Below are 21,529 nucleotides of genomic sequence, written 5' to 3'. Positions count from 1 at the left end.
AGGTAATCATGATGACTCCTCAATCGGCGCACGAATGCGTGCGGCATAATCCTGCATCCATGCATCATCGACAGGCTGATAATGGGTTTTCTCATGCTGACGCTCGGTGCGAAAAACGGTGAGCGGCTGACGCGCAGTAGCAACGACGAAGGAGAACGTTTTGATATTGGTTGCTGCGCCAAATTCACCCTTGTTGTTCATGCAGACCACCGAGAGATCGCCTACGCGCCCGAAGCGCGACATCAGCTTGTCTTCCAGTTCGAAGACTACGGAATCCGCCGCCTGTTGCGGAGTCATACCCTGAGCCATACGACGAACGATTTCGTAACTGGTACAGCCTTTCATCAGGTCTTCGCCCACGCCTGTGGCGGTCGCCGCGCCTGTTTCGCTGTCGCAATAAAAACCGGAGCCGATGATCGGCGAATCGCCAAGCCGCCCGCGCTTTTTCATAAACAGGCCGCTGGTGGACGTGGCGACGCTCATCGATCCGTGATTATCCAGGCCAATGATCCCGACCGTATCGTGTCCGTTGTAAGGACTTAACCCTTTATCCAGCGTTTCACGGCAGCGTTTGCGATAGTGCTGCAAGGCTCTCTCGGTGAGCATTGTCTTGTCGGTGAATCCCTGGCTCAGCGCCCATTCACGCGCACCCTGGGCGACTAACAAGCTGTTATAGCGCTGACGGCTCAAGGCATGCGCCACGCGGATCGGGTTTGCGATATCGACCAGATTGCCGACTGCGCCGAAGGCCAGCGTGTCGCCATCCATGTAGGCAGCATCCAGCTCAACGTCACCGTTCTCGGTAGGTAGCCCGCCATAACCGACGGACTTATAAAACGGAAAGTCCTCGACGGTCGCGACGGCATCGACCACCGCCGTTGAAACCGGCTTTCCCGCCGCCAGCGCCGTTGCCGACTCAGTGACTCCTTCCAGCGCCATTCGCCAGGTCGCAATAATTCCCCACATGGTTTACTCCTGTTTAGCCAGCGTGGTTTCAGTTGGCATCGCGGTTGCAAGCTCCGCGGCGCGGTATTGTTTGTCCAGGATGCTCATAAACGGCAGGTAGAGCATCGCGCCGATCAGCAAATTGAGAAGCTGCATCACGCTACCGCTAATGTGCCCGGTAACGATAAATCCGCTGATGACCGGTGGTAGCGTCCAGGGGATGAAAACGCCCGTCGTCACCGCCACCGCGCCGAGTTTCATCGCGGCATACTGCACGGTGACGAGCACCAGCGGCACCAGGTTGAATGGGATGAGCATGATCGGATTCATGATGACCGGCAGACCAAACAGAATCGGCTCGTTGATGTTAAACACCGACGCCCCCGCGCCGAGTCGTGCCACTTCACGCATGTTTTTACTGCGAGCAAAAATCAGCATCGCAATGACCAGCGACAGCGTTGCGCCTGCGCCACCCATCCAGATCATGTCAAAAAACTGTTCGGTGATAATGTGTGGCGGGGTCACCCCAGCCTGAATGGCAGCGATATTGTCGGTCTGATTTTCCATCCACAGCGGACGAATAATGCCGTTAATCATTGAGCCGGAGTTAATGCCCACTGACCACAGAATGGTGATGCTGAATACCGTCATCAGCGCGCCAAAGTAGGATGTCCCGTAATGTCGCACTGGCGTTGCGACCACTTCGTAGATGAACTGGTGAATGGTGTTGTAGTGGGTGTTTTCAAACGCGATGCGAATCATCAGTACCAGAATCATGACCACCAGCGCGGGGATCAGCGCGGCGAACGATTCCTGTACCGCAGGCGGTACGCCTTCTGGCATTTTGATCACCAGATTTTTGCGCTTCAGCCAGCAGAACAATTCGGTCCACAGCAGCGAGCCAATCATCGCCACGAAAAGCCCTTTGCTGCCGATCCATTCCACGGGGATGACCGTGATGCCGCCGTTCTCGGCCACTTTGATAAACGGCGTGAGGATCAGGAAACTCACCAGCGCAAGGATGCCGCACGACACGCGGTCTTCATTGTAGTGTTCCGCCAGACGGTACGCGACGAGGAAGCTGATAAACAGCGACATCGTGGAGAACACCGCGTTGAACGGGATCTCGATAATGGCGCTCCAGCTCGCACCAAAAGCCTGAGACATAAACTGCTGGTAAGTCTGATTGGGGAAAGAAGAGATAACCAGCAGGATTGAGCCGACAATAATAAACGGCATGAAAGAAACATAGGCGCCACGAATAGCGCCCAGATGACGTTGTTGAGCCGTTTTAGCCGCCAGCGGCATCAGTTTTGCTTCAAGAAATCCCAGAACATTGTTCATTGTGAACTCCGTACAAGATTGAGTGATGTGGTTTGTGTTATGTGTGTGGATTATCAGTGCTGCGTGACGAGAAAAAGGTGAAATCAGTCACAATGCATTCACACTGCGAATATATATCTCATAAGATTGGTTATTAAAAATTTAACGGAATTCTCACGATGGAAATTAAACTGCACGCCAATGCTACGACCACACCGCGTATCCGCCGGTATCTTCAGCAGTCTGATAAAAGTGACAGGGAGCTGTCTGTGGAACTGGGGATATCCATCACCACCGTCCGCCGCTGGCGTAACCGTGAGCATATTTCAGATAACCACACCACACCGAAAGTCATACACAAAGCGATGAGACAAGAACAGATCTCGTTGATTAATGCCCTACGCGATGCCACGGGCGCGCCGCTCGATGAGCTTCTAATGTTAGTCAACGATGGGTTGGGTATTCACGTCTCTCGCGCCACGCTAAACCGCTATCTCAAAGCTGCGGTGACACCGCGTCAGGGCGCGCCGCTGAAGGGGCTAAAAGCGATAAAGGCGGGGCGACGGCCGAACCATCTTGAACTTCACCATCTTTCATTTTCACTGCATATGGACGACGGTGGCGAGCAACATGTGCTCTGGGCGCGAGAGCCCATCAGTGGCTGGTGCTTTGCACGAGTTTACGCGGGGATCTCGCCACAATTACTCGCGAACTGGATTCGTGAACTGCTAAAGGCTTGCCCGGCCGATATACAATCTTTTGAGACTTTTGGTTTTGAATCGCCCTTCATCCCCGACGGCATAGCCCTGACGATCGGTCGCGCAAAGCAAAATGCCGTGCAGGTGGCGGTGCGGCTGGTGGAGATTATTCCGCGTATCGAGGCTGAGTCAGTAGAGTGTTTACTGGAAAAAATGTGTGAGTTTTATAACGAGGGGAAAACGCAGAAAAAACTGGGGGATCGTACGCCGCAGGCATTTCTGGAAGCGCTGCGGCGTCAGGATTAGTTGAGGATCGCGAGCACGTCTTCCGGCGGACGGCCAATGCGTGCCTTGCCATGAGCGACGACAATAGGGCGTTCAATCAGCTTTGGATTGTCGATCATCGCCTTAATCAGATCATCTTCCGTCAGTTGGCTGTTCGCCAGATTTAACGATTTATACAGATCTTCTTTCTGACGCATGAGTTCCCGCGCGCTTGCCATATTCAGCATGCTCAACAGCTGGCGAAGAGTCTGTGCGTCCGGTGGCGTCTCCAGATACAGCACCACTTCGGGTTCGACGCCTTTTGATTTCACAAGCTCAAGCGTTTCGCGGCTCTTGGAGCAGCGTGGGTTATGATAAATTTTTACCGCATCTGACATGAATTCTCCTTTTATTCGTCGCACTTCACGTTGCAGGTGCGTTGGCTTTCCTGCAACGTGCTAAATCACATTTTCTCGTAAGGCTTGAACCGCTGCTGCAATGAACGCAGCTGGTCGATACGCGCATCGTATCGGGCCTGTTGCAGACTACCCAGCTTCACTTGCGAACTGGCGCTGCTCAACAGCGAAATGGACTGATCCAGACGCCCCACTAGCGCGAAGCCTTCTGCGCGTGCAGCCAGTTCCTGGTCCCGATTACCGAGCTGTGCTTCCGTTTGTGCCAGTAAATCCCAGCCGTTAGGATCGTCTTTATTATTGAAGGTGTAACGATTAAGGATTGTGGCGGCCTCTTTCGGCTGTCCACCCTGTAAGTAAGCATTCGCCAGGTTGAGCTGCAGCACCGGGTTGGTGCGCAGATCTTTTGCCCCTTTCAGGCGATTGATCGCATCGGTGGTTTTCTTCTGGCCCAAATCAATGTCGGTCGACAGATCGAGATACCACGGATTATTGGCATCAGCGGTCAGCAAAGGCTGTATCGCTTTTCGCGCCTCGTCGAATTTGCTGGCCTCCATCGCCTCAAGCGCACGACCGTACTGTGCTGCATTTTGCTCACGGATATTGCCTTTAGACAGGCTGTCGAGCAGATCGCTGGTGAGCTGATTTCGCCCGGACTTGTACATCCCGAGCGTTCTGACTTTTGCCATGTAGAAATCTTGCGACGACTGCACAACCACAGGACGCATCTGGTTGGCACGGTTTCGCGCATCGGACAGACGGCTTTCTGGCAACGGGTGAGTCAGTAAGATTTCTGGCGGACGAGTCGAATAGCGCGCTTGATCCAGCAACTTTTCGAGGAACGTGGGCATCGCCTGAGGATCAAAGCCTGAGCGCTGAAGCACCTGAATGCCGATGCGATCGGCTTCCTGCTCGTTCTGTTGGGTAAAGCTGATCATGCCCTGGCGCGTACCGGCAAGCGTGCCGGTCAGTGCTGCCATACCCGCCTGCGGGCTGGCCATTGCCAGCAAAATAGAGCCCAGTGCGCCGACCCAGGTGAGCGGGGCAGTACGTTTTTGATCTTCCATCGCACGCGCCAGATGGCGCTGGGTGACGTGGGAGATTTCATGCGCCATAACGGATGCAAGCTGACTTTCGTTATCGGAATAACGGAATAACGCCGAATGCAGCACTACGTTTCCACCAAAGAAGGCGAAAGCGTTGATTTCGTCGTTATTAATTAAATAGAAGTGGAAAGGGGTTTTGACCGAGTCAGCATGGGCGACCAGGCGCATCCCAAGCCCATTGATGTATTGCACCAGCAGCGGGTCGTTAATCAGCGGCGCGCTACCGCGAAGCTGACGGACGTAAAAATCGCCCATCTGCATCTCTTGCCCGATGGACAGCGTGCTGCCTGCTGAGGTGCCCATATCCGGCAAGGTATCCGCCGAGTCCGCGAACGCGGGCATCGCCTGACCGACAGTCAGCGCGGCGATAAGTGTCGCAACCAGAGTTTTTTTCAACTGCCTGAACATAGCCTCTGCCCTGTATTTTGGATGTGCTCATTTGACCGGTGAACCCGTATATCGTTCACCTTCGACTGCTCTGCGAGTGTAGCCGTGTTGAGGCGTGAAGAAAATCCCATTCACCCGGCTTTTGCTAAACGTGAGTGAGATACAAAAAGCGAAAGTCTTTTTTGCGACAGTTAGATACAATTCGCCCTCTCAGTCCCGCCATCCGATTCAGGGAAGGGTTGTATGCTCGAAATGTTAATGCAGTGGTATCGGCGCCGCTTCAGCGATCCCGAGGCCATTGCTTTGCTGGTCATTCTGGTCGCCGGATTTGGTATTTTATTCTTCTTTAGCGGGCTGCTGGCACCTTTGCTGGTGGCCTTAGTGTTGGCTTATCTTCTCGAATGGCCGACGGTTCGTCTGGAAAAGATCGGCTGCTCTCGCCGCTGGGCAAGCAGTATCGTCCTCATTTTGTTTGTCGGTATTCTTTTGCTCATGTCGTTTGTGGTGCTACCGATTGCGTGGCAACAGGGGATTAACCTGATCCGCGACATGCCGGGCATGCTGAATAAACTGTCCGATTTTTCGGCGACGCTGCCGCGGCGTTATCCGGCTCTGATGGACGCCGGCATTATCGATGCGATGGCTGAAAACATGCGCGCCCGCATCATGACGATGGGCGATTCGGTGGTGAAATATTCGCTCGCCTCGCTTGTCGGGCTGCTGACGCTGGCCGTGTATCTTGTGCTAGTGCCGCTGATGGTCTTCTTCCTGGTGAAGGATAAAGAGCAGATGCTGAACGCGGTGCGTCGTATTCTGCCACGTAATCGTGGGCTGGCAGGACAGGTCTGGAAGGAGATGAATCAGCAGATCACCAATTACATTCGCGGCAAAGTGCTGGAGATGATTGTGGTTGGCGTTGCCACCTGGATTGGCTTTGTGATCTTCGGGCTTAATTATTCACTGTTGCTGGCGGTGCTGGTGGGCTTCTCAGTTCTGATTCCGTATATCGGCGCATTTGTGGTGACGATTCCGGTTATCGGCGTAGCGCTGTTCCAGTTTGGTCTGGGAACCGAGTTCTGGAGCTGTTTCGCAGTGTATCTGATTATTCAGGGGCTGGATGGTAACTTGCTGGTGCCCGTATTGTTCTCGGAAGCGGTCAACTTGCATCCGCTGGTGATTATTTTGTCGGTGGTGATTTTCGGCGGTTTGTGGGGATTCTGGGGCGTGTTTTTCGCCATTCCACTCGCCACGCTTATCAAAGCGGTGGTTCACGCCTGGCCGGATGTGCCAGCAGTAGAAGAGTAAAAAAATCCCGGTTCAGTGAACCGGGATTTTTTATAGGTTTCAGGCGTTTTCTTTTAACCAGGCCAGGACCACATCGTGGTGGTTGCTGGTTTTAAAATCGTCAAATACATGTTCAATTTTGCCATCTGCACCGATTAGGAAGCTGATGCGATGGATGCCGTCGTAAGTTTTGCCCATAAAGGTCTTCTCACCCCAGATGCCAAACTGCTCGCAGACCTGATGGTCTTCGTCAGACAGTAGCGTGAAGTTCAGCAGCTCTTTTTCGGCAAAACGTGACAGTTTTTCTGACTTGTCGGTGCTGATACCCAGCACGTCAACGCCCGCTTTTTTTAGATCGTCCATGTTATCGCGTAAACCGCAAGCCTGTACGGTACAGCCTGGGGTCATGGCCTTCGGGTAAAAATAGACCAGAACGCGCTGTCCCTGGAAGTCGGTCAAATTTACTTGCTCGCCGTCTTGATCGGGCAGGCTAAATTTCGGTGCGATGTCACCGGCTTTCAGTGGATTCATTACTCAACTCCATCCTGTTCGTGCTGTGAATAATCTACGACGTTTATACTGCCTTGCGCATTGAGTTCTGTACAGAGCGCTTTGAATGACTGCTCAATATTTGATGCATCCTGTGACGCGGGGCTGTGCGCGGTAATCTGAATAAACAGTTTTGGCGTGGCGCCTGGCTGTGTACGCGATACCAGTTCAGCAATGTTCATTTGATGGCTGTCAAAAAGCGCCGTAAAGCGTTCAATCAAATGCGGGGAGTCGGTGACTTCAACCTGAACCCACACCGTGGCTGGCATCGCTGGGCGCGGATGCGCGGTGGTACGCTTCATGACAATCAGTAAATCCAGCTCAGCGCCCTTGAGCGGCAGCGTCGATTCGATGAGCGTAATCGCGTTCCAGGTCCCGGAAAGTAGCATAATAAACGTAAACTCATCGCCAAGCATCGCAAGGCGGCTGTCTTCGATATTGCAGCCGCAACTGCTGACGTGGCGGGTGATGGTGTTCACAATACCGGCTCTGTCAGCACCCAGCGCAGTGATAACCAGGTAATGTTGTGATGAGGTTGTCAAACCTGTTCTTCCTTTGCGTGGTCAAGTGTTCTAAGGAAAGCATAAAAAAAACATGCATACAACAGCCTGGACGCCTTACGTCGCTTGCTTTTATTACAGTTCCAAACGTACCATTGAGAATCTTGTTTGCACAGAGGATGGCCCATGTTCACGGGAAGTATTGTTGCGCTTGTTACGCCGATGGATGAGAAAGGTAATGTCTGCCGGTCAAGCCTGAAAAAACTGATTGATTACCATGTCGCCAACGGGACTGCGGCGATCGTTTCGGTAGGGACTACCGGAGAATCCGCCACCCTGAGCCACGATGAGCACGGTGATGTGGTGATGATGACCGTAGAACTGGCTGACGGGCGTATCCCGGTGATTGCCGGTACCGGTGCAAACGCCACCGCTGAGGCCATTAGCCTAACGCAGCGTTTCAATAATAGCGGCATTGTCGGCTGCCTGACGGTGACGCCTTACTACAATCGCCCGACGCAGGAAGGTCTCTTCCAGCACTTCAAAGCCATCGCTGAACATACTGACTTGCCACAAATTCTGTATAATGTGCCGTCACGTACTGGCTGCGATATGCTGCCTGAAACGGTAGGCCGTCTCTCGAAAGTTAAAAATATTATCGCAATTAAAGAGGCGACCGGGAACTTAAGCCGCGTTCATCAGATCAAAGAGCTGGTTTCTGACGACTTTATTCTGCTCAGTGGTGATGATGCGACCGCGCTGGACTTTATGCAGCTCGGCGGCCATGGCGTGATTTCCGTTACCACTAACGTGGCGGCGCGCGATATGGCTGAAATGTGCAAACTGGCTGCGGCGGGTCATTTCGATGAAGCGCGCGTGATTAACCAGCGTCTAATGCCGCTGCACACAAAATTATTTGTCGAACCCAATCCGATCCCAGTGAAATGGGCATGTAAGGAGTTGGGACTTGTAGCAACCGATACGCTGCGTCTGCCGATGACCCCTATCACCGACCATGGTCGTGATGTGGTTGCCGGGGCGCTGAAGCATGCCGGTTTGCTGTAGAGTTTAGGGAGATTTGATGGCTTACTCAGTACAGAAAACGCGCCTGGTGAAGGTTGCGGGTGTTTCGCTTGTTATGCTGCTCGCTGCCTGTAGTTCAGACTCGCGGTACAAGCGCCAGGTGAGCGGTGATGAATCCTATCTGGATGCAGCCCCGCTTGCTGAACTTCATTCCCCAGCGGGTATGATCCTGCCGGTTCAGAACGGCGATTACAACATTCCTGTCACTAACGGCAGCGGTGCTGTGGGTAAGGCGCTTGATATTCGCCCACCTGCACAGCCGTTGGCACTGGTGAGCGGTGCGCGCACCCAGTTTACGGGTGATACCGCGACGCTGCTGGTTGAAAACAACCGCAGCAACACGCTTTGGCCGCAGGTTGTGAGTGTGATTCAGTCGAAGAATTACACGATTGATAAACGCGATGACGCCAGCCAGACGCTGACCACCGACTGGATCGAGTGGAACCGTCTTGATGAAGATCAGCAGTACCGTGGTCGTTATCAGGTCTCTGTGAAACCACAAGGTTATCAGCAGGCTGTCGCGGTAAAACTGCTGAACCTTGAGCAGGCTGGCAAGCCAGTTGCTGACGCCTCCTCATTGCAGCGCTACAGCACTGAAATGATGAACGTGATTGCTACCGGGCTGGATAAAACCGCGACCGATGCAGCAAACTCTGCACAAAGCCACAGTGGTGTTACCTTCGACGTACAAAGCGCCGCGGATGATACGGGTCTGCCAATGCTGGTGGTGCGTGCACCGTTCAACCAGACATGGCAGCGTCTGCCAGCCACGCTTGAAAAAGTGGGCATGAAAGTCAGTGATAGCACCCGTTCTACGGGCAGCATCACGGCGACCTATAAGCCACTTTCGGACAGCGGATGGCAAGCACTGGGCGCAACCGATCCAGGACTGGCCTCAGGCGATTACAAAATTCAGGTCGGTGACCTCGATAACCGCAGCAGCTTGCAGTTTATCGATCCGAAAGGTCACACGCTGACCCAGTCGCAGAATGATGCGCTGGTCGCTGTCTTCCAGGCGGCATTCAGCAAATAAAAAAGAAGGGCTGGTTAATCCAGCCCTTTTTATTTTAGTGCCACGCAAACGTGTGCGTGGCATAATATCCCCAGTTTTGAACACAAATCATCACACCAGGAGTAATCAAGATGCAGAAGCAAGCTGAGTTGTATCGTGGCAAAGCGAAGACCGTATACAGCACGGAAAACCCGGATCTGTTGGTGCTCGAGTTCCGCAATGATACGTCAGCAGGAGATGGCGCACGCATTGAGCAGTTCGACCGTAAAGGCATGGTGAACAACAAGTTTAACCATTTCATTATGAGCAAACTGGCTGACGCGGGTATTCCGACTCAAATGGAAGCGTTGCTGTCCGATACGGAATGTCTGGTCAAAAAACTGGATATGGTTCCGGTTGAATGTGTGGTCCGTAACCGTGCCGCAGGCTCCCTGGTGAAGCGTCTGGGTATTGAAGAAGGCATCGAGCTGAACCCGCCGTTGTTTGATTTGTTCCTGAAAAATGACGAAATGCACGATCCGATGGTGAACGAATCCTACTGCGAAACCTTTGGCTGGGTGAGCAAAGAAAACCTGGCGCGTATGCAAGAGCTGACCTTCAAAGCCAACGACGTCCTGAAAAAGCTGTTTGACGATGCCGGTCTGATCCTGGTCGATTTCAAGCTGGAGTTCGGTCTCTATAAAGGCGAAGTGGTGCTGGGCGATGAGTTTTCTCCGGACGGTAGCCGTCTGTGGGACAAAGAGACGCTGGATAAAATGGACAAAGACCGTTTCCGTCAGAGCCTGGGTGGCCTGATTGAAGCCTATGAAGCGGTTGCCCATCGTCTGGGCGTTAAGCTCGACTAAATCCTCCCGACTCACGCCAAAGGGTGAAAACATCCTTTGGCGTCTTACCTCTGTTTCCTATGGTAATTCTGCCCCTAACCGCCTACGATCACTCTATTATTGATGGAATTTATTCGAGGTGGTTATGCGCTGGCAAGGGCGTCGTGAAAGTGACAATGTAGAAGACAGGCGCAGCAATGGCGGCGGTGGCCCATCGATGGGCGGCGGCGGTATGCGCTTGCCTGGCGGGAAGGGCGGTATTATTCTGCTCGCCATTGTACTGGTCGCAGGTTATTACGGCGTTGATTTGACGGGATTAATCACCGGAGACCCCGTTCAGCAACAGCAAACTTCTCCGCGCTCCATCAGCCCGAATGAAGATGAAGCCGCAAAATTTACCTCTGTCATTCTGGCGACGACGGAAGACACCTGGGGTCAGCAGTTCGAAAAAATGGGACGCACCTACCAGCAACCCAAGCTGGTGATGTATCGCGGCGCAACCCGCACTGGTTGCGGCACGGGACAATCGGTGATGGGGCCTTTCTATTGCCCGGCAGACAGCACCGTGTACATCGACCTCTCTTTCTATGACGACATGAAACGCAAGCTCGGCGCGGACGGTGATTTCGCCCAGGGCTACGTGATCGCGCATGAAGTCGGCCACCACGTTCAGAAACTGCTCGGTATCGAGCCGAAAGTTCGTCAGCTTCAGCAAAATGCATCGCAGGTCGAAGCCAACCGTCTTTCCGTGAAAATGGAGCTGCAGGCTGACTGCTTTGCGGGCGTATGGGGTCATAGCATGCAGCAGCAGGGCGTGCTGGAATCCGGCGATCTCGAAGAGGCACTCAACGCCGCACAGGCTATCGGCGACGACCGTCTGCAACAGCAGAGTCAGGGGCGCGTTGTTCCGGACAGTTTTACCCACGGCACTTCAGAAGAACGTTACAGCTGGTTTAAACGCGGTTTCGCCAGCGGCGACCCTTCGCAATGCAACACCTTCGGTAAAACCATGTGATTTTGCGCGTCAGGGATGAGACGGATAGGCCTCTTGAAGACGTGACCGCTCAGCTTGCGCAGTCAGGCCATCGACGATTGCTGGTGTTGAGTGGTGATGACGACTGGTCACAGACGCACTCTCTGGCGCTACGCGATCAATTACAAGGTGACTGGCTGTGGGTCGGTAACGAAATCTCTGTCGAACCCAGTTGTGCGCCGCAGAATCTGAAAAGCCTGCTCGGGCGCGAATATCTTCACGCTATTTTTGATGCCCGCGACGGTTTTGACGTCGCGGCATTTGCGGCCTTGAGCGGCACCTTACGCGCAGGCAGTTTGCTGGTGCTGCTGGTTCCGCCTCTCTCCCTCTGGCCTGAAAAGGCCGATGCCGATTCCCTTCGCTGGAGCGACAGCGCAGAGCCCATTGCCACGCCGCATTTTGTTCACCATTTTTGTCGGGTGATCACCGCCGATCCTGACGTCATTGTCTGGCAGCAACATCAGCCACTCAAAATAGCAAGCCGTCCACTGTTTCCCGACTGGCACCCCGCCAGCGGTGATCCGCTGCGCGAACAGGCCGACATTCTAAATGCCCTCACACAGATGAGTGCTGGGATCGCGGTCGTCACCGCAGCGCGTGGGCGAGGAAAATCGGCGCTGGCCGGAATGCTGCTGCAACGCGTGGAAGGCCGCGCAATTGTCACCGCACCCGCAAAAGGTGCTACTGACGTTATCGCGCGTTTTGCCGGGGACAACTTCCGTTTTGTCGCGCCAGATGCGTTGTTATCCTCTGATGAACACGCCGACTGGCTGGTGGTTGATGAAGCGGCCGCCATTCCTGGCCCGCTGCTTGAACAGCTTGTTTCTCGTTTTACGCGGGTGCTGCTGACCACAACAGTGCAGGGTTATGAAGGCACTGGACGCGGGTTTTTACTGAAATTCTGCGCACGTTTTGCGCACCTGCATTATTTCACCCTCACGACGCCCGTGCGCTGGGCGGCAGGATGCCCGCTGGAACGCGTGGTAAGCAACGCGCTGCTGTTTGATGATGAAGCCCTTGATGCGATCCCTGACGATGTTGCACAGGTCACCGCGCTCGGACAGCTGTTGTGGGAGAGCCATCCGGATCTCGCCGCTGATATCTATAAACTGCTGTGTTCTGCTCACTATCGCACTTCGCCGCTCGATTTACGCCGCATGATGGACGCGCCGGGGCAGCATTTCGCCATTGCCCGCGCGGCAGAAAAACTTATAGGCGCAACATGGCTGGTGGATGAAGGCGGTTTGAGCCCGACGCTCAGCCAGGCGGTATGGGCGGGATATCGGCGACCACGCGGCAATCTGGTGGCGCAATCGCTGGCGGCTCACGGCGGTTCACCGTTAGCGGCTACGCTTATCGGGCGACGCATTACTCGCGTGGCCGTGCATCCGGCGCGTCAGCGCGAGGGCATTGGTCAGGCGCTTATCGCGGGCGCGAGTCAGCATATTCAGCAGGATTATCTTTCCGTCAGCTTTGGTTTCACCGATGAGCTATGGCGATTCTGGCAGCGCTGCGGGTTTGTTCTGGTGCGGATGGGAACACATCGTGAGGCCAGCAGCGGGTGTTACACCGCAATGGCGCTGCTGCCGATAAGCGAGGCGGGTAGGGCGCTTTGCGTGCAGGAGCATCAGCGCTTATGCCGTGATGCCCGAATCATTGAGAGATGGAACGGTGAAAAGATCCCCGTGGATGAGGCGTGGGAACCTATTCTTAATAATGATGACTGGCTTGAGCTGGGAGGCTTTGCTTTCGCCCATCGGCCATTCGCCACGTCTGCGGCGGCGCTTACACGATTACTGCTGGCGGTGGATCTGCCGCTTCCTGCCCTGCGTGGGAAAATAGAAAGTCAACGCGATGATGCCCAGCTGTGCGCGGAGCTTTCGCTTCAGGGGCGCAAACAGTTACTCGCAATGCAGCGTTGTGAGGCGCATCAGGCCCTTGATTCACTGGATATTCAGCGTAGCCAACGGCTTAAAAGTGACATTTTGCAATGGCAATTTTTTCAATGACTCCTTCAGTAAAGTGGCATGGTGATTACCTCCCGGAGGCGTAAAATCCATCGTATCGAATCAAGGAGACTGCCATGAAACATGACCATTTTGTTGTCCAAAGCCCCGAAAAACCCGCGCAACAATTGCTGCTGCTGTTTCATGGTGTAGGCGATAACGCCGCCAATATGGGGCAGATTGGACGCTGGTTTGCGCCCATTTTCCCCGATGCGCTGATCGTCAGCGTGGGCGGCGTTGAGCCGTGCGGTCCAAATGGACGCCAGTGGTTTTCGGTGCAGGGTGTGACGGAAGAAAATCGTCAGGCGCGTATTGACGCCATAATGCCGACGTTTCTTGATACGGTGCGTTACTGGCAAAAACAGAGCGGCGTTGGTGCAGCGGCCACCGCGCTGATTGGTTTTTCTCAGGGGGCAATTATGTCGCTGGAGAGTGTAAAAACCGAGCCAGGCCTGGTGTCACGCGTGATTGCGTTTAACGGTCGCTTCGCAACGTTACCGAAAACGTCGACTACTTTGACGACGATCCACTTGATCCACGGTGGTGAGGATCGGGTCATCGAACTTTCTCACGCGATTGCGGCACAGGAAGCGTTGATTCGTGAAGGCGGGGACGTGACGCTGGATATCGTTGATGAGCTGGGCCATGCGATTGACGATCGCAGCATGCAGTTTGCCCTTGATCATCTGCGCTTTACCGTGCCGAAGCATTATTTCGACGAAGCGCTGAGCGGCGGTAAGCCGAATGACGACGATATCGTAGAGTTTTTGTGATGTGGCTTTCCTCTCTCCTGGCGGAGAGAGGAAATAAAACGATTATTTCTTCTGGTCTTTCTTCGGCCAGTTGTCGTCATCGTCCCACTTATCGTTGAAGTCACGATGTGGTGGAAGTTCGGGCTTGTTGGCGAGAAACTTTTTATGATCAACGCGCTTAAGATCTTTGATGACGTTAAGTAAGACGCCTACCAGAAACACTAACACCAAAATCCACCAGTATTTACTGAGCCAGTCCATTCGCTATTCCTTCTCAGAGCCATCGTCAGGCGACGAGTTGCTCCATGATACGTTGATACATACGCGCCAGTAGCTGCAAATCAGCCGCATTCACGCATTCATTGATTTTATGAATGGTGGCGTTCACTGGTCCCAGTTCGACAACCTGCGCACCCATACGGGCGATAAAGCGTCCGTCTGATGTGCCGCCCGTTGTCAGCAGTTGCGGTTTAATTTCATTATAGTGCGCGATGGCGTTAACCACCGCATCGACCAGCTTGCCGCGCTGGGTCAGGAACGGCTGGCCCGACAGCCACCAGTCCACGGAGTAGCGCAATTCGTATTTTTCCAGCAGAGCGACGACGCGGCTTTTAATCATCTCGTCGGTCAGTTCAGTGCTGAAACGGAAGTTGAACTGCACGGAAAAATCACCGGGGATCACGTTGTTGCTGCCCGTACCCGCCTGAAGATTCGCAATCTGCATGCTGGTCGGCGGGAAGAATTCGTTGCCTTTATCCCATTCGATATTAACCAGCTCATTCAGCATGGGCGCAGCGCGATGCACCGGGTTATCGGCAAGATGCGGATACGCGACGTGGCCTTGCACACCGTGAATCGTCAGGTTGCAGGTCAGCGAACCGCGGCGGCCATTTTTCACCACATCGCCCACGACTTCGGTGCTGGACGGTTCGCCTACCAGACAATAATCCAGGCGTTCGTGGCGTTCCATCAGTGTTTCAACGACTCTCACCGTGCCATTTTTGGCGCTGGCTTCTTCATCGGACGTGATCAGGAATGCAAGACGGTTTTTGTGGTTTGGATGCTGGGCGACGAAACGTTCGGCGGCCACCACCATCGCAGCCAGCGAGCCTTTCATGTCAGCCGCACCGCGACCAAACAGCATGCCGTCACGAATCGTCGGTTCAAACGGAGGATTGATCCAGCGGTCAGCATCGCCTGCCGGGACAACGTCGGTATGTCCGGCAAAAGCGAGGGTTTCACCCTGGCCGCGCCATGCCCAAAAGTTCTGGGTGTCGCCAAAATCCATCCGCTCAACGGTAAAACCGATCGCGCGCAGACGTTCAATCATTAAAGCCTGACAACCTGCATCGTCCGGGCTAAGGGAAGGGCGGCGAATAAGCTGCTGAGTCAGCTCAATGACCGGGCATGACATAAACTGCACCTCAAATATAAGTCTGATAACTGGATTCACTAAAGCCCAGCAGCATAGGCTCACCGGGCGCGCAGAGCAATGGGCGTTTGATTATTGCTGGCATTTCGAGCATTAATTTTGCTGCGCTGTCAGCGTCAGTGATGCTATTGCGAACGGATTCATCCAGTTTACGCCAGGTTGTTCCGCGCGTATTCAGCAGCGCTTCCCAACCCAGTTCCGCGATGGCGGTATGCAGGAAATCAGCGTCAAGCCCATCAACGCGGTAATCATGAAAGCGATACTCGACATTATGGCTTTCCAGGAAGCGGCGCGCTTTTTTAATGGTGTCGCAGTTTTTAATTCCATACATCACAACCATGATGAATCCTTTTGTCTTTATTAATAAAAAATGTTCAGTTTTTTCGATGTTATATTATTTGGCAAAACATAACATATTAGCTTTATGCCTGATTGTACTATGTCTGATAATTCAACCTACACTTGTAAGCTGAATATTATTTCATCTATAGCGCATAAATGTCCAGATAAGCAAAATTTCGCTTAAAGTCAGTGCGTAATAAGATTATCACCCACACGTATGGTTGTTTCTAAATATTGCTATTGGTCACATAAAATTTATGGTTAAAGGACCATATTTGAAGCACGTCAGGTACAGCAGGGGGAAGGGCAGCAAACCGATTGATTAAATTATCTTCACAATGCCGATATATTCTCATAGAATACGCATAATAATAAGAGAGGTTGTTATGATTGAACGTGAACTGGGGAACTGGAAAGATTTTATCGAAGACATGCTTCGTAAATGACATTCAGGAAGAATTGCAAGAGCACTTATTTAGTATAAAAATGATGTGATTCATCACACAATAAAAAGGCGGCCCCGGAGCCGCCTTTTTTAATGCACTTTTATTCTGGCCGCTCTTTCAGCGGGAAGCGACGGCGCACCAGCACAAAGAACAACGGAACGAAATAGATTGCCAGAACCGTGGCTGAAATCATTCCGCCCATCACCCCCGTCCCCACAGCATGCTGGCTGCTTGAACCTGCCCCAGAACTGGTCGCCATGGGCAGCACGCCAAAAACAAATGCCAGAGACGTCATCAGGATCGGGCGCAGACGCTGACGACACGCGTGCAGCGTAGACGACAGCAGATCGTGTCCCTTCGAATTCATCTCATTGGCAAACTCGACGATCAGAATCGCGTTTTTCGCCGACAGGCCGATGACCGTAAGCAACCCTACCTGGAAGTACACGTCGTTTTCCAGACCACGCATCCAGGTGGCGAGTAATGCCCCGATGACACCGAGTGGAACCACCAGCATGACGGAGAACGGTACGGACCAGCTTTCATAGAGCGCGGCGAGGCACAGGAACACCACCAGCAATGACAGCGCATACAGGGCAGGGGCTTGCGCGCCAGAGAGCCGTTCCTGATAGGACATCGCGGTCCACTCCAGGCCAAAACCGGCGGGCAGTTGCTGAACCAGCTTCTCCATAGTGTCCATCGCGGTTCCGGTACTGACTCCCGGCGCGGCTTCACCCACGATTTCTAGCGCGGAATAGCCGTTATAGCGTTCCAGACGCGGAGAACCGCTCTCCCAGTGAGACGTCGCGAACGCGGAGAACGGCACCATCCCGCCAGTGTTATTGCGCACGTACCACAGATTGATATCGTCGGGCAGCATGCGATAAGGCGCAGCCGCCTGAACGTAAACCTTTTTCACACGGCCGCGATCCATAAAGTCGTTCACGTAGCTGGAGCCCCAGGCCGTTTGCAGCGTATCGTTAATATCATTGATGGAAACCCCCAGCGCCTGGGCTTTGCGCTGATCGATATCAATCTGTAATTGCGGGCTGTCATCAAGACCGTTGTGGCGCACGCGCGTGAGCGAAGGGTCTTTACCCGCCAGGTCAAGCAAGCGATCGCGGGCGGCCATGAGCGCATCGTGTCCGGCTCCTGCATGATCCTGCAATTCCATATCAAAACCCGCCGAACTGCCCAGACCGCTAATGGCCGCCGGGCTGCTGGCAAATACGCGTGCTTCCTTAATGCGCGTAAATGCTTTGGTGGCGCGCTCGATAATGGCGAAAGAAGATCCGGTCTTGCTATCGCGCTCGTCCCAACCTTTCAGGCGGACGAACATCCGCGCGACGTTCTGCCCGTTGCCCCCAGGGCCAGAGCCGACGGTTGAAAACACCGACACAATGTTGTCTTTTTCATGGGTGAAAAAGTACTGTTCAACCTTCTGCACGACCTTCAGCGTTTGCTGTTGGGTGGCACCGCTGGGCAACTGGACTGACGTGATAAACATGCCTCTGTCTTCTAGCGGCAGGAACGAAGTCGGCAGGCGCAGGAATAAAAACACCATCCCGCCAAGCAATAAAACGTAAATGACGATCCAGCGCAGACTGCGGTGCAATATCTTTGCGACACCCGCCTCATAGCGCGCCGCATTGCGATTAAACATGCGGTTAAACCAGCCGAAGAACCCTTTTTGCCCGTGCTGTTCGCCTTTGTGCAACGGCTTGAGCAGCGTTGAGCAAAGGGCGGGCGTCAGGATCATCGCCACCAGCACTGACAGCACCATCGCTGAAACAATGGTGATTGAGAACTGACGATAAATCGCGCCGGTTGTGCCGCCAAAAAATGCCATGGGCACGAAAACGGCGGAGAGCACCATCGCGATCCCCACCAGCGCCCCCTGAATTTGCCCCATGGATTTACGCGTCGCGTCGCGCGGCGAAAGGCCTTCTTCCGTCATGATACGCTCGACGTTTTCCACCACGACAATGGCATCATCCACCAGCAAGCCAATTGCCAGCACCATGGCAAACATGGTGAGGGTGTTGATGCTGTAGCCGAAGGCGTATAACACGGCGAACGTTCCGAGCAGCACCACCGGGACGGCAATCGTCGGGATAAGCGTCGCGCGAAAATTTTGCAGGAACAGATACATCACCAGGAACACCAGCGCGATGGCTTCGAGCAGCGTTTTAACCACATCTTCGATGGACGCTTTTACGAAGGAGGTGGTTTCAAAAGCGACTTTATATTCCAGGCCGTGCGGGAAATAGGGCGCGAGTTCGTCCAGCCGATCAATGACCAGTTTTGCGGTGGCCATTTCGTTGGCCCCTGAGGCAAGTTTTACCCCTAAACCTGACGCCTGATTGCCGTTAAATCGACTCAGGTTGTCGTATTTTTCCGCGCCCATTTCCACCTTTGCGACATCTCCCAGACGCACTTCCGACCCGTCCGGATTGACGCGCAGGGTGATGTCGCGGAATTGCTGCGGTGTCTGAAGCAATGACTGCGAATTGATGGTGGCGTTTAGCGCCTGGTTATCAACAGACGGCGTGCCGCCGAGTTGGCCGACAGCAATTTGCGCATTCTGGGATTTGATGGCATTGGTCACATCCGTTGCCGTCATTTGCACGCTATTCAGCTTCGCCGGATCGAGCCAAATACGCATGGAATATTGCGAACCATAGGCGTCGATATCGCCAACGCCGTTAATACGACTCAGCGGGTCCTGAATATTACTGGCGACATAGTCCGAGATATCCTGCTTATCCATCGAACCGTCGGTGGAGACAAAGGCAATCGTCAGGATATTCGAATCACCGGTTTTACGGACCGTAACGCCCTGATTTTGCACCGCCTGCGGCAGTTTTCGCATGGCTGATTGCAGCTGGTTTTGCACCTGCTGTACGGCTTCATCGGGGTCAGACCCGGCGGTGAAACTCAAGGTAACGGTCGCCTGGCCAGTCGCGCTGCTTTGCGAAGACATATACATCAGATTATCCAGCCCGGTCATGTTCTGTTCAATCACCTGGGTAACGGTGTTTTCCAGCGTTTGGGCTGATGCCCCGGGGTAGTTCGCGGTAATACGAACGTTCGGTGGGGCCAGATCGGGATATTGCTCAACAGGAAGTGACAGAATAGCGAGAGTGCCTGTCAGACATAAAATAATTGCCAGCACCCAGGCAAAAATGGGGCGATCAATGAAGAAATTCGCCATGAAAATAAGACCTCGTTTTGCTGCGCATCATTATTGTACATTGCCCGCTTAACTCTAGCGGTAAGGCGGATGCCAAACGTGGAGAAAATAAGGAGATAGTGTAAATTATCATGCGCATTTACAGCGCGTTCCTGACGTTCCGCACTGCGAATTATTGCCCACAAGCGAAGCTGACTGGCAAGAATACTCTTTTATTTACCGTTATTTACCCTCTACGACCTCTGGCGTGCGAAAGCGAATACACACCTGCGTTCCGCCATTTTGCGGCTGCGAGAAGCCTAGCGACCCGCCAAGTCGTCCGGCGCGCTCGCGCATGATATTCAGTCCGTAGTGCCCCGGTGGCTCGCTGGCATCACCAATACCAATGCCGTTGTCACGAATATAGACCGTGTGCATGCCGTCAGGCGCGGTGACGCAACTGACGGTAATCTCGCTCGCCTGGGCATGCTTGATGGCGTTTAGCACCGCTTCGCGCACAATTTGCAGCAAATGGACCTGCTTTTGTGCATCTAAAGCCAGGGAAGAGAGTCTGCAGTCCAGATCCAGTCTGGCCGTGGTTTGGCTTTGCAGTCCCTCCAGCGCCTCTTGCAGGGCGGCAGGAAGATTCGAATGATTGAGCGTCAATCGGAAAGTGGTTAGCAGCTCGCGTAACTGTCGCCAGGCGTTGTTCAGCTCACGCGAAAAGTCGGTGATAATAGTTTGCGCAGGCACGTTATCGTCCGGTACAGCGCGTTTGAGCAGCGCCAGCTGGATACGCAAATACGAGAGCACCTGCGCCAGCGAGTCGTGCAGTTCGCGGGCAATGGTGGCGCGTTCTTCCATCAGCAGCAATTGCTGGTAGTGCTTCTGCGCCTGATTAAAATAGAGCCCGCGCCCGAGCATTGTTGCCACGCTTTTCATCAATGGCAGAGAAACGGCCACACTCTCGCTCTGCCAGCGTAGCTCGCCAAAACGCGTGTCCTGCATAATGACCGGCAGGGTAAACGTCTCCCGATCGTCTTGTTTCACCCCTTCGCACAGCTGCCAGTTATCGCTGGCCTGCAGTTCCAGAAAACTCATTCCCGTATCTTCCTGAACAATTTGCAGAATATGCCGGAAACAGTGCGCGTCAATCTGGCTGGTATTCAGCGCCTGTGAACATTTGAACAGCATTTCGAGCTGCTGGTGGGCTTCATTCAGGTGACGGGTTTTTTCTTCGACCGTTATCTCAAGCGACCGGTAGTGTTTATGCAGTTCCGAGGACATATGGTTAAAGGTGCGCGAAAGCAGTCCCAGCTCGTTTGGCAGGCTGGTGCCCTGAGCCTGAATGTCAAAATCACCTTGTTCCATCTGCAGGCTGGCAATAACCAAATGATTGAGCGGGGCAACAACCTGTCGGCGTATCCGGCGCAGGGTGACGATCACCAGCAGTAAAATTCCGACTCCCCCCGCCAGGGAGATCGCCACCACCAGCTGCATTTTGTGTTCCGCATAGTGCTGAAGCGCGAGCACGAAAGCGTCGATACGTTCCACGTATTGCTGGATATGATCCTGATACCACGCTTTGTCTCCCGCTTCGAGATGGCTGTCCATCTCATGCCAGGCGAGCTGCAACTGCTGGTAACCGGTTTTGACTGATTCAGGCACATACCAGAGATCCAGCTCTTTCAAAACGGGGGAGTTAAGGGTGTTTTGCCAGTGAAGGCGATGATCGGAAAAACGATCGCTGTTGCGTTCCAGATCGTAGCCGAGACGGTAGCTTTGCATACGCAAAGAACCCGCAATATTAATGGCTTCGGCATCACGCAGGCTGCTGGCGAGCGTCATTAGCGCAATGCCGCTAGTCAGAACGGAGAGCAAAATAATCGAGATGAAAGCCCGGGCCAGGCTTCCTGAAACAGGACGTTTAACGATCACAACACGGCTTCCTGAACGTT

The 21,529-nt window shown here is 53.7% G+C and carries 20 protein-coding genes; 9 read left to right on the top strand and 11 right to left on the bottom strand.

Translation table 11 applies throughout. The features are described 5' to 3' along the window. Window positions 1-6: 6 nt before the first annotated feature. Both AC07RN_RS09840 and celB read right to left on the bottom strand, forming a co-directional pair. Complete coding sequence (locus AC07RN_RS09840; RefSeq protein WP_478336231.1) at window positions 7-966, bottom strand: glycosylasparaginase; 960 nt, start codon at window positions 964-966, stop codon at window positions 7-9. Window positions 967-969: 3 nt separating this feature from the next. After that, window positions 970-2,289: a PTS cellobiose transporter subunit IIC gene (gene celB, locus AC07RN_RS09835; protein WP_478336230.1), complete on the bottom strand. Its 1,320-nt coding sequence runs from the start codon at window positions 2,287-2,289 to the stop codon at window positions 970-972. Between the two features lie 158 nt (window positions 2,290-2,447). Between celB and AC07RN_RS09830 the strand changes: the two genes are divergently transcribed. Further along, complete coding sequence (locus AC07RN_RS09830; RefSeq protein ID WP_478336229.1) at window positions 2,448-3,272, top strand: transposase family protein; 825 nt, start codon at window positions 2,448-2,450, stop codon at window positions 3,270-3,272. Here the strand turns inward: AC07RN_RS09830 and arsC are convergent. Both arsC and bepA read right to left on the bottom strand, forming a co-directional pair. Next, a complete protein-coding gene (gene arsC, locus AC07RN_RS09825) occupies window positions 3,269-3,628 on the bottom strand; it encodes an arsenate reductase (glutaredoxin) (protein ID WP_478336228.1) in 360 nt (119 codons plus the stop codon). The two genes, AC07RN_RS09830 and arsC, sit on opposite strands and share 4 nt — an antisense overlap. Window positions 3,629-3,693: 65 nt before the next feature. Continuing rightward, window positions 3,694-5,157, bottom strand: a complete 1,464-nt coding sequence (gene bepA / locus AC07RN_RS09820) for a beta-barrel assembly-enhancing protease (RefSeq protein WP_015959974.1) — start codon at window positions 5,155-5,157, stop codon at window positions 3,694-3,696. Between the two features lie 222 nt (window positions 5,158-5,379). On the opposite strand from bepA, the gene AC07RN_RS09815 reads away from it, so the two are divergent. Continuing rightward, window positions 5,380-6,441 (top strand): AI-2E family transporter, encoded by a 1,062-nt coding sequence (locus AC07RN_RS09815; protein ID WP_015959973.1) that lies wholly within the window; start codon window positions 5,380-5,382, stop codon window positions 6,439-6,441. 39 nt (window positions 6,442-6,480) lie between these two features. Here AC07RN_RS09815 and bcp read toward each other — a convergent pair whose 3' ends face one another. After that, window positions 6,481-6,951, bottom strand: a complete 471-nt coding sequence (gene bcp / locus AC07RN_RS09810) for a thioredoxin-dependent thiol peroxidase (RefSeq protein WP_015959972.1) — start codon at window positions 6,949-6,951, stop codon at window positions 6,481-6,483. Beyond that, window positions 6,951-7,511 (bottom strand): glycine cleavage system transcriptional repressor, encoded by a 561-nt coding sequence (locus tag AC07RN_RS09805; protein WP_015959971.1) that lies wholly within the window; start codon window positions 7,509-7,511, stop codon window positions 6,951-6,953. The genes bcp and AC07RN_RS09805 overlap by 1 nt, the downstream gene beginning before the upstream one ends. Window positions 7,512-7,655: 144 nt before the next feature. Between AC07RN_RS09805 and dapA the strand changes: the two genes are divergently transcribed. The 6 genes from dapA (at window position 7,656) to ypfH (ending at window position 14,200) form a co-directional block, all read left to right on the top strand. Continuing rightward, on the top strand, window positions 7,656-8,534 hold the full coding sequence (gene dapA, locus AC07RN_RS09800) for a 4-hydroxy-tetrahydrodipicolinate synthase (RefSeq protein WP_015959970.1): 879 nt from the start codon (window positions 7,656-7,658) through the stop codon (window positions 8,532-8,534). Window positions 8,535-8,550: 16 nt separating this feature from the next. Further along, the gene (bamC, locus tag AC07RN_RS09795; RefSeq protein WP_478336227.1) at window positions 8,551-9,585 is read left to right on the top strand and encodes an outer membrane protein assembly factor BamC; all 1,035 of its coding nucleotides are present in this window, start codon (window positions 8,551-8,553) and stop codon (window positions 9,583-9,585) included. Window positions 9,586-9,695: 110 nt separating this feature from the next. Continuing rightward, window positions 9,696-10,409, top strand: a complete 714-nt coding sequence (gene purC, locus AC07RN_RS09790) for a phosphoribosylaminoimidazolesuccinocarboxamide synthase (RefSeq protein WP_015959968.1) — start codon at window positions 9,696-9,698, stop codon at window positions 10,407-10,409. A gap of 124 nt (window positions 10,410-10,533) precedes the next feature. Further along, the gene (gene ypfJ, locus AC07RN_RS09785; RefSeq protein WP_235133817.1) at window positions 10,534-11,403 is read left to right on the top strand and encodes a KPN_02809 family neutral zinc metallopeptidase; all 870 of its coding nucleotides are present in this window, start codon (window positions 10,534-10,536) and stop codon (window positions 11,401-11,403) included. Continuing rightward, a complete protein-coding gene (locus AC07RN_RS09780) occupies window positions 11,400-13,430 on the top strand; it encodes a tRNA(Met) cytidine acetyltransferase TmcA (protein ID WP_478336226.1) in 2,031 nt (676 codons plus the stop codon). Before ypfJ ends, AC07RN_RS09780 begins: the two co-directional genes overlap by 4 nt. A gap of 74 nt (window positions 13,431-13,504) precedes the next feature. Then, entirely contained in the window at window positions 13,505-14,200 is a 696-nt protein-coding gene (ypfH, locus tag AC07RN_RS09775) for an esterase (RefSeq protein ID WP_478336225.1), read from the top strand. Between the two features lie 42 nt (window positions 14,201-14,242). Here ypfH and AC07RN_RS09770 read toward each other — a convergent pair whose 3' ends face one another. From AC07RN_RS09770 to AC07RN_RS09760, 3 genes are read right to left on the bottom strand one after another with little or no spacing between them, the layout of a single operon-like run. Further along, window positions 14,243-14,440 carry a YpfN family protein gene (locus tag AC07RN_RS09770; protein ID WP_015959964.1) on the bottom strand — a complete coding sequence of 66 codons (198 nt, stop codon included), beginning with the start codon at window positions 14,438-14,440 and terminating at the stop codon, window positions 14,243-14,245. A gap of 25 nt (window positions 14,441-14,465) precedes the next feature. Next, window positions 14,466-15,593: a succinyl-diaminopimelate desuccinylase gene (gene dapE, locus AC07RN_RS09765; protein ID WP_015959963.1), complete on the bottom strand. Its 1,128-nt coding sequence runs from the start codon at window positions 15,591-15,593 to the stop codon at window positions 14,466-14,468. A 10-nt stretch (window positions 15,594-15,603) separates the two neighbouring features. Then, window positions 15,604-15,951 (bottom strand): ArsC family reductase, encoded by a 348-nt coding sequence (locus tag AC07RN_RS09760; RefSeq protein WP_478336224.1) that lies wholly within the window; start codon window positions 15,949-15,951, stop codon window positions 15,604-15,606. A gap of 388 nt (window positions 15,952-16,339) precedes the next feature. Between AC07RN_RS09760 and ypfM the strand changes: the two genes are divergently transcribed. Further along, window positions 16,340-16,399, top strand: a complete 60-nt coding sequence (gene ypfM, locus AC07RN_RS09755; RefSeq protein ID WP_100780840.1) for a protein YpfM — start codon at window positions 16,340-16,342, stop codon at window positions 16,397-16,399. Between the two features lie 100 nt (window positions 16,400-16,499). Here ypfM and acrD read toward each other — a convergent pair whose 3' ends face one another. Both acrD and narQ read right to left on the bottom strand, forming a co-directional pair. Next, complete coding sequence (acrD, locus tag AC07RN_RS09750; RefSeq protein WP_235133814.1) at window positions 16,500-19,613, bottom strand: multidrug efflux RND transporter permease AcrD; 3,114 nt, start codon at window positions 19,611-19,613, stop codon at window positions 16,500-16,502. Between the two features lie 201 nt (window positions 19,614-19,814). Then, the gene (narQ, locus tag AC07RN_RS09745; protein ID WP_478336223.1) at window positions 19,815-21,509 is read right to left on the bottom strand and encodes a nitrate/nitrite two-component system sensor histidine kinase NarQ; all 1,695 of its coding nucleotides are present in this window, start codon (window positions 21,507-21,509) and stop codon (window positions 19,815-19,817) included. Between the last annotated feature and the right edge of the window lie 20 nt (window positions 21,510-21,529).

Source organism: Lelliottia sp. GFLA7 (assembly GCF_056490165.1).
The sequence above is the reverse complement of the archived record's forward strand: the minus strand, read 5'-3'. Positions and strand labels throughout refer to the sequence as shown.

Bases quoted from the DNA above. Each gene is read 5' to 3' on its own strand.
- purC (WP_015959968.1), top strand. From the start codon at position 9,696: ATGCAGAAGCAAGCTGAGTTGTATCGTGGCAAAGCGAAGACCGTATAC.
- ypfH (WP_478336225.1), top strand. From the start codon at position 13,505: ATGAAACATGACCATTTTGTTGTCCAAAGCCCCGAAAAACCCGCGCAA.
- celB (WP_478336230.1), bottom strand. From the start codon at position 2,289: ATGAACAATGTTCTGGGATTTCTTGAAGCAAAACTGATGCCGCTGGCG.
- AC07RN_RS09830 (WP_478336229.1), top strand. From the start codon at position 2,448: ATGGAAATTAAACTGCACGCCAATGCTACGACCACACCGCGTATCCGC.
- ypfJ (WP_235133817.1), top strand. From the start codon at position 10,534: ATGCGCTGGCAAGGGCGTCGTGAAAGTGACAATGTAGAAGACAGGCGC.
- AC07RN_RS09770 (WP_015959964.1), bottom strand. From the start codon at position 14,440: ATGGACTGGCTCAGTAAATACTGGTGGATTTTGGTGTTAGTGTTTCTG.
- bamC (WP_478336227.1), top strand. From the start codon at position 8,551: ATGGCTTACTCAGTACAGAAAACGCGCCTGGTGAAGGTTGCGGGTGTT.
- AC07RN_RS09815 (WP_015959973.1), top strand. From the start codon at position 5,380: ATGCTCGAAATGTTAATGCAGTGGTATCGGCGCCGCTTCAGCGATCCC.
- bepA (WP_015959974.1), bottom strand. From the start codon at position 5,157: ATGTTCAGGCAGTTGAAAAAAACTCTGGTTGCGACACTTATCGCCGCG.
- arsC (WP_478336228.1), bottom strand. From the start codon at position 3,628: ATGTCAGATGCGGTAAAAATTTATCATAACCCACGCTGCTCCAAGAGC.
- AC07RN_RS09840 (WP_478336231.1), bottom strand. From the start codon at position 966: ATGTGGGGAATTATTGCGACCTGGCGAATGGCGCTGGAAGGAGTCACT.
- AC07RN_RS09760 (WP_478336224.1), bottom strand. From the start codon at position 15,951: ATGGTTGTGATGTATGGAATTAAAAACTGCGACACCATTAAAAAAGCG.
- dapE (WP_015959963.1), bottom strand. From the start codon at position 15,593: ATGTCATGCCCGGTCATTGAGCTGACTCAGCAGCTTATTCGCCGCCCT.
- bcp (WP_015959972.1), bottom strand. From the start codon at position 6,951: ATGAATCCACTGAAAGCCGGTGACATCGCACCGAAATTTAGCCTGCCC.
- dapA (WP_015959970.1), top strand. From the start codon at position 7,656: ATGTTCACGGGAAGTATTGTTGCGCTTGTTACGCCGATGGATGAGAAA.
- acrD (WP_235133814.1), bottom strand. From the start codon at position 19,613: ATGGCGAATTTCTTCATTGATCGCCCCATTTTTGCCTGGGTGCTGGCA.